The sequence below is a fragment of the Paenibacillus sp. FSL H3-0333 genome (assembly GCF_038002805.1).
Classification (GTDB): domain Bacteria; phylum Bacillota; class Bacilli; order Paenibacillales; family Paenibacillaceae; genus Paenibacillus_AQ; species Paenibacillus_AQ silagei.
The window spans coordinates 1-6,970 of record NZ_JBBODG010000004.1; the positions used below are offsets into that span (position 1 = coordinate 1).

The following is a 6,970-nucleotide window of genomic DNA, read 5'->3' on the forward strand; positions in this document are numbered from 1 at the left end:
TCAAGGAGTACAAGAACGGGAAGGTTACTGTAAACCGTGAGCAGATTGAGTATCATGTTGAGAAAATTCTGGAATTAATCGGTGAGGATACGAGCCGTGAAGGCCTGCTGGAAACACCGGCCAGAGTGACCCGGATGTATGAAGAGATCTTCGGCGGTTATTCCGTTGATCCGCGCGAAGCGCTGGGCGTAACCTTCGACGAGTCTCATGAAGAGCTGGTCATTGTGAAGGATATTGTCTACTATAGCCAATGCGAGCATCACATGGCTCCATTCTTCGGCAAGGTGCATATCGGTTATGTGCCCAGCGGCCGCATTGCCGGACTCAGCAAGCTGGCCCGGCTCGTAGAAGCGGTCAGCCGCCGGTTACAGGTGCAGGAGCGCATTACGGCCCAGATCGCCGACATTATGACTGAGGTGCTGAATCCGCACGGTGTCATGGTTGTAGTCGAAGGGGAGCATCTGTGCATGTGTGCCCGGGGTGTGAAGAAGCCGGGCAGCAAGACGGTTACGATGGCCACCCGCGGCACCTTCCGTGAGGACGCTGCGGCAAGGGCCGAATTCCTGGCCTTGATCAAGGAATAAAGCCGGAGCCGGGAAGGATAAGCTTGCCGGACCGGCCCTGCAAGCGCAAAAGCCCGCCTACCACTTCAACAGTGGCGGCGGGCTTTTGCGCGCGAAGGTGCGTGGCTCAAATGTATGCGAAAAACAACATACATTTGCTGGCACGCAGGCATGTGGCCCGAATGTATGCGGAAAATAGCATACGTTTGCTAGCGCGCAGGCTTGTGGCCCCGAATGTATATGAAAAACAGCATACATTATGCTCGCTAGCAGGCACACGGACCGAATGTATGTGAAAAACAGTATACATTATGCTCGCTAGCAGGCACACGGCCTAAATGTGTGTGAAAAACAGCATACATTGTGCTCGCGCGAAGGTGTGTGACCCAATACCTCCACAGCTTCTAATAAATTTAGAGAAATCCTGCAAGAAGTGCAACAATGCTACTCCATACAAGCAGCCGGTGAGAGTGAACAACCTCAGAATTGGCCAGAGATACGCAGAACGCCGCCATGAGAGGGAGGAATCAGCCTCAGAAAGGCTGCCAGACCAGCTTGCGGGCGGCCCCGTAGCGCTCGGCGACATAAGGCCAGTTCACGACTCTCCACCAGTCCTGGATGTAATCGGCGCGGTTGTTCTGATGCTTGAGGTAATAGGCATGCTCCCACACATCGAGCGCCAGCAGCGGAACGACATCCCATTGGGACAGATTCTGATGCTTCTCAGCCGTCAGAATCTCCAGTCTGCGGCTGCGCGGGCTCCAGACCAGAATAGCCCATCCGCCGCCCTCGACTTTACCTGCGGCCTCAGTGAACTGGGCCTTGAAGGCATCATAGCTTCCGAAGCTGCGTTCTATAGCGTCCAGCAGGGCGCCGGAGGGGCGGCCGCCTCCTTGCGGGGACATGACATTCCAGAAGATCGTATGCAGATAGTGTCCCGCTCCATTGAACGCAAGCTCCCGCTCCCAATGCTTAACCAGATCGTAGTCGCCACTCAGGCGCGCTTCCGCCAGCTTGTTCTCCGCCTTGTTCAGCCCGTCTACATAGCTCTGGTGATGCTTGTCGTGATGAATGATCATCGTCTTCTCGTCAATATACGGCTCCAGAGCATTATAGGCATAAGGCAGAGGGGGAAGCGTATGCCCGCCGATGGGAACCGAGCCTGCCTCGCGGGATTCCCATAACGGAACTGCGAAGCTTCCTGTTCCCTGTAGACTGTCTCCGCCTGCAGCAGGATTGGGTGAAGGTGCGGGTTCAGCCTGTTCCGGCGGATTCATCCGCAGCATCCCGGGTCCGTAGTCCGCAGGAGTCAGGGCGGCCAGTACAGCGAGGAAGTATTCGGACTCCCGGATGAAGTGCAGCAGCGTGGTTCCCGCCAGGGGGAAGGCATTGACGGCGGCACTGGCCTCCTTCATGGCCTTCAGGTGCCGGATGAATTCGGCGGACTGGTCGCAGGCGGTGTGCAGCAGCAGACCGGCTTCGGCAGATGGACTCCCCGGACCGCCTGCGTCTGGTGCCTGGGGACTAGCGAGCAGCTGCTGCGCCGTCTGTTCTGTAGCCAGGAAGACAATGGCCCAGTCCTCCAGCAGCTTTACATAAGGCTCCTCCAGGCGTGGGATGATCTGGATCAGGACCTCGGCATGCTCCTTCTCCTGATTTTTCCAGAAGGCAATCTCCCCTAGAATCTGTACTGGCGGCGGTGCAACGAATACATATGGCATAACATGCAGTCCTCCCGTCCTAAAGTTTCATCGGTCCATTATATGCCGGAGAGGGACAGCTTATGAGACTGGCCTGTGAGGGGAATTGCGGCGGATTGGAGGTCCTGTGCCCCGCACAGTAAAAAGGCATGCACAGAATGTATCACAGGATACATCTGCACATGCCGTAGGTAACGATAAGATGCTATTTACTTGCGGTGGGGTTGCCTTGGCTCCCGCTGATCTGGGCCAGCTGCACATTCCCGAGAAAAGCGGATACCCGCCGCAGATACTCACGCGGGTGCTCGCGGAACAGCAGCTCATGATGGCTGTCCTCCACGATCCATGAATCCGAATACGGATTGCTCTGGTTCGCCGCCAGCTCCTCGGCAATCGGATAAGGTGCCTTATCGTCCTTGGTGCCGTGCATGAACAGTACCGGGAACGGATAATCCTCCGATTTGACCTTGGAGTAAGGAATCTGATTCAGTCCTGTGCCGTTCAGCACCGGGAAGAGCATCTCCATAATCTCCAGCGAAGGCTGGCGGGGAAGATTGATGTTCTGCTTGATGTTATGGTACAGGGTGTCCGGCTCCAGCAGGAAGGTGCTGTCCAGAATCATCGCATCCACATCTTTGGTTACAAGTCCTGCCTGCAGGGCGGTGCCTGCACCCATCGAGAAGCCCCAGACCACAATCTGGTCTGCTCCCTTCTCCTTGGCGAAGGCAATGGCTCCGAGCAGCTGCTGGGATTCTTTTTTGCCGCCGGTTGCGATATCCCTGTCGGTCTTGGAGGCGAAGCCGTAGTCGAACATGACGACATTGAATCTCAGGCTGTGCGCGTAGTGGGCCAGATCATACATGGGAACCCAGCTCTCCTCGCGGTTCGCGCCATAGCCGTGACTGAAAATAATAGTTTTGGTAGCTCCTTTGGAAGGAATATACCATCCCTCCATCATCCGGCTGCCGTCCTTGGCAGGGAAGCTGATATCCTCGTAGGCAAGCCCCTTGGCCTGATAAGGATTGGAATAGAGTGGGGCTACAGTAGGATTCGAGAGTACCCAGGCAATGTAGGCATGCAGGGCGATGAAGCAGAATACAAAGAAGAAGAATACGGATAACAGCAGGGCCACAATGATGTGCTTAAGGCGTATCATCCGAAGTGGAATTAGTGGTGACGAAGCGGGCTTACCCTCGTTAGGCATACGGGAGACCGGCGCGCCGGGATGACTAGTTGCCAGATTCATAAGGTCCCCTCCTGGAAAGTTTCAAGATTCAGAGCATGAATAGTTCATATATTTAATCGTAAATTTATGCCCTTACAAAGTCAATGGAAATGGTTCTTTTGTAATGTAACTGTAAACTGCGGACGGCTGATTATGGATACGGAATCTGCTGGACTTTATTTAGGCTTTTGCACTAAGATAGGGATATCTTAATAATTATGTAACCGGGTTTCAATAGGTGAAACATGTGAAGGGGAGATCGGGGTGGAAGACCGGAAGCTGACTGTACGCGCCGTAGAACGTGCGCTGGATATATTACTGTGCTTCACTCAGGATAATGATGATTACGACCTTAGTCTGACGGAGATCTCTGCGAAGATCGGCCTGCATAAAAGCACAGTGCACCGCCTGCTGACCACACTGGAGGAGAAGGGCTTCCTGCAGCGGGATGAGGGGACGGACAAATACCGCCTGGGCATCCGCATCTGGGAGCTGTCCACACATCTCCCGACGCTGAACGAGCCGGCGGTGCTTCTGCTGCCCGCCATGGAGCGGCTGCGCGACCGCCTGGGAGAGACGGTCAGCCTGTATCTGCGCGACAATCTGGAGCGTGTGCGCATTCAGGCGGTGCAGAGCCGGCAGGCTATCCGCCGGGTAGCCCAGATCGGGGCAAGGCTGCCGCTCTCGGTAGGCGCATCAAGCAAGGTTCTGGCTGCTTACGCGCCGCCGGAAGTGCAGGTCCGGCTGCTGGCCGACCCCGCATGGCCGGACAGTGTAGACCGCAGCCAGTACCTGGAGCAGCTGAAGGAGATCACCCGCTGCGGCTATGCAACTAGCTTCGAGGAACGGGAGCCGGGAGCGGCAGCCGTGGCTGTGCCCATCGCCGGACGGGCCGGGGGCGTGGTAGCAGCGCTCTCGATGTCCGGCCCGGTCAGCCGTTTGTCGCGGGAGACTCTGGAGGAATATGCTGTCATTTTGGCTGAGGCTGCTGCTGAAATGGGCCTAATGATGGGCTGATCTGAGGCCTCCGGCAGCAGATCTATGAAGGAAAACTTTAGGACATACAGGCTATTCAGCCTTCGTCATTCATTGTATATCTAGTTAAAATGAACTATCATTAGTGATGATTAGCTAAATTAAGAGTGAAGAAATAATAGGAATCCAGGGGCACGAGGTGATGGGATGAAAGTAGCTATACCCGATTCACTGATGGGAGAAATTCAAGAGCTCCAGGATACGTTCGGCTCTGTTACGGGCCAGGCGCTTGTGCTTACGGATCAGGCTGGGAATGTGGTTACGCGCCCGACGCTTTCCGGAATATTCTATCAGAAGATGTTTAAATCTTTACAGGTCATAGAGCGTCCCTTCGAGCCTGCATTGCTCAGAATGGGCCCCTTATCATATCCTGCTGTACTTGAAGAGTGGGTCCCCGGACTGAAGTATGTGGTCAGTCCGCTGGTTCCAGACTATGGGCAGACGTACTATTTATGGTCCGGCTTATATATGGAAGAAGGTACCCGCGGGCTTGTGCTGCAGGCGTTCGAGGCCAAGATGCGGAAACACCCCGACTATGAGATGTTGAAGGATGTACTGGCCGCCATGCCTGAGCTTAGCCGGGAAGGCATCGTCAGCATCAGGGGGAAATTGAGTGTGCTCGGGAATGTGCTCTCCAAATTGCTGGCGGGGTGCGCAGTGAAGCCGCTGGAACAGAGACGGAGCCTGGTGATTACCCAGCTGTTATCCAATCTGGAGAGTGAGTTCCTGAAGATAGAGGTTGTGCTGCAGCAGATGGCCGGTATGTTCTCTGATGCGGAGCTGTATGCCTTTGCCCAAGAGGAGGAGGCCGGACAGTTCAAGGTCAAATATTCTGCCGGCAAAGAAGCAGGACTTCTCATGAATGCCGGGTTCCAGCAGGGAGACGGCTTCCTGGGACAGGCAGTTCTGGGCAGGGAGCCCCGGCACTGGCAGGACATTGCCCAAGATCCGAGATCGTTATTCTTCACTCAGCGCGCAATGACGCAGCCGGAATATTTGTCATGCTATCCGCTGAGAATTCACAGCGGGAAGAGGGCATTGCTGCTTGCTGTAGGCTTTGGGAAGAGCCGTCCAATCCAGAATTATGCCCAGTATGAGCAGAATGTTGCTGCGCTCCTGGGCTTATCCGGACGGGGAGAGCAGCTGGTGCAGCGCGAAACCCTGCGCAGGGAAGCCACCCAGCGCTTGAAGGAGGCTGCCCGCCTGCTGCCGCAGGCCGCATCCACTCAGGAGCTGGGCACTGTGCTGCTGGATATGGTAATGGGCATGCCGTTCTTCCCGTCATCGGTGCTCGTATTCTTCGAGGAGCAGCCGGGGGATACCCATTACGCCAAGGGGTGGAGGCCGGAGGAGATTGCGCCGTATGTCCAGGACCTCCAGTCCCGTTACTCCTCGCAGGCCTTTCTCTCTTCTGCGATCATCAACGGGGAGGCCGAGGGGCAGGTCTTGCTCGAATGTCCGCTGATTGCCGAGAAGGTATTCAAGGGCATTCTGTCAGTGGGCTTCAGACGCCGCAGCGAAGCCGAGGAGTGGCTGTCCTTAACCGGCTGTCTCGCCAGTCTGGCGAGTACTTCGATCCGTCTGATCGAGAAGGAAGCCAGACATATGAAGCAGGCAGGGGTCTTCACCGGGCAGACACTTCATTATCTCCGGCTCAGTAATCCCGAGCTGCACCGCCTGTCGGCAGAGGCTTCTGCCATGGCGTATGAGCTTGCCCGTTATACAGGACTGCCGGAGCGGGAGTCAGAGCAGATGAGAACGGCTGCTCTGCTGGCTCCGTTCAGGCTGGATTTCCTGCATGGGTACGGGTTCTACCCGGAGGAGCTTTCTTTGCTGAAGCAGGTGGACCAGTTTGCTTCGTTCTATTTTCAGATCAATAAGCCTTCGGTCTCTGTCACTGCCCAACTGCTCGCGCTGGTGTTTCATCATGCAGGCAAGGGCGCGGATAAGGAGCTGCTGGCGGATTCGGATCTGGAGTGGCTGGACCCCTCCCGCTTCAACCTGGATGATCATGTAGTCGGGGAGCTGTACAGTGAGCCGCGAACTACCTTCCAATCCTTCTTGCGCAGCCGCTCGGAAGCGATGTCCGCCAAAAGAGGCGTGTCGGCAGGGAAGCTGCTGAACAGTACGGCACTGAAGACGCCCAAGGAGGAATGGGGAATCTCGCCGCGCGAGGAGGAAGTGCTGGAGCTGATTATTCTGGGCAAGACGAACAAGGATATTGCCAGCGCCTTGTTTATCAGCGAGCATACCGTCAAGAATCATCTGAGCCGTATTTTTAATAAAATGGACGTAACAGACCGCTCACAGATCATAGCACTGGTCTACAAAAGAATATTCGATTCCGAGCGTATCGAGATGTCCTGAAAGCCCTCCTGAGGCTGCGATAATTTATCCGCTTATTTCAGAAAAATGAAATCCCCTTTTCAGCGAAAAGGGATTTTTTT

5 protein-coding genes are annotated in these 6,970 nt (G+C 55.5%); 3 read left to right on the forward strand and 2 right to left on the reverse strand.

What is annotated here, in order from left to right:
* Nucleotides 1-584: GTP cyclohydrolase I FolE (gene folE, locus MHH78_RS33820; RefSeq protein WP_341170474.1), on the forward strand; the 584-nt coding region annotated here is incomplete at its 5' end.
* A 512-nt stretch (nt 585-1,096) separates the two neighbouring features.
* Here the strand turns inward: folE and MHH78_RS33825 are convergent.
* The gene (locus tag MHH78_RS33825; protein WP_341170475.1) at nt 1,097-2,284 is read right to left on the reverse strand and encodes a Fe-Mn family superoxide dismutase; all 1,188 of its coding nucleotides are present in this window, start codon (nt 2,282-2,284) and stop codon (nt 1,097-1,099) included.
* 184 nt (nt 2,285-2,468) lie between these two features.
* Nucleotides 2,469-3,467: an alpha/beta hydrolase gene (locus MHH78_RS33830; RefSeq protein WP_076085584.1), complete on the reverse strand. Its 999-nt coding sequence runs from the start codon at nt 3,465-3,467 to the stop codon at nt 2,469-2,471.
* Nucleotides 3,468-3,752: 285 nt separating this feature from the next.
* On the opposite strand from MHH78_RS33830, the gene MHH78_RS33835 reads away from it, so the two are divergent.
* Together MHH78_RS33835 and MHH78_RS34010 are read left to right on the forward strand one after the other, a co-directional pair.
* Nucleotides 3,753-4,505, forward strand: a complete 753-nt coding sequence (locus MHH78_RS33835) for an IclR family transcriptional regulator (RefSeq protein ID WP_036723784.1) — start codon at nt 3,753-3,755, stop codon at nt 4,503-4,505.
* A 165-nt stretch (nt 4,506-4,670) separates the two neighbouring features.
* Nucleotides 4,671-6,890, forward strand: a complete 2,220-nt coding sequence (locus tag MHH78_RS34010; RefSeq protein ID WP_445668116.1) for a response regulator transcription factor — start codon at nt 4,671-4,673, stop codon at nt 6,888-6,890.
* Nucleotides 6,891-6,970: the final 80 nt, after the last annotated feature.

Excerpts from the sequence above, each read along its gene's own strand:
- MHH78_RS33825 (WP_341170475.1), bottom strand. The coding sequence starts at position 2,284 with ATGCCATATGTATTCGTTGCACCGCCGCCAGTACAGATTCTAGGGGAG.
- MHH78_RS33830 (WP_076085584.1), bottom strand. The coding sequence starts at position 3,467 with ATGCCTAACGAGGGTAAGCCCGCTTCGTCACCACTAATTCCACTTCGG.
- MHH78_RS34010 (WP_445668116.1), top strand. The coding sequence starts at position 4,671 with ATGAAAGTAGCTATACCCGATTCACTGATGGGAGAAATTCAAGAGCTC.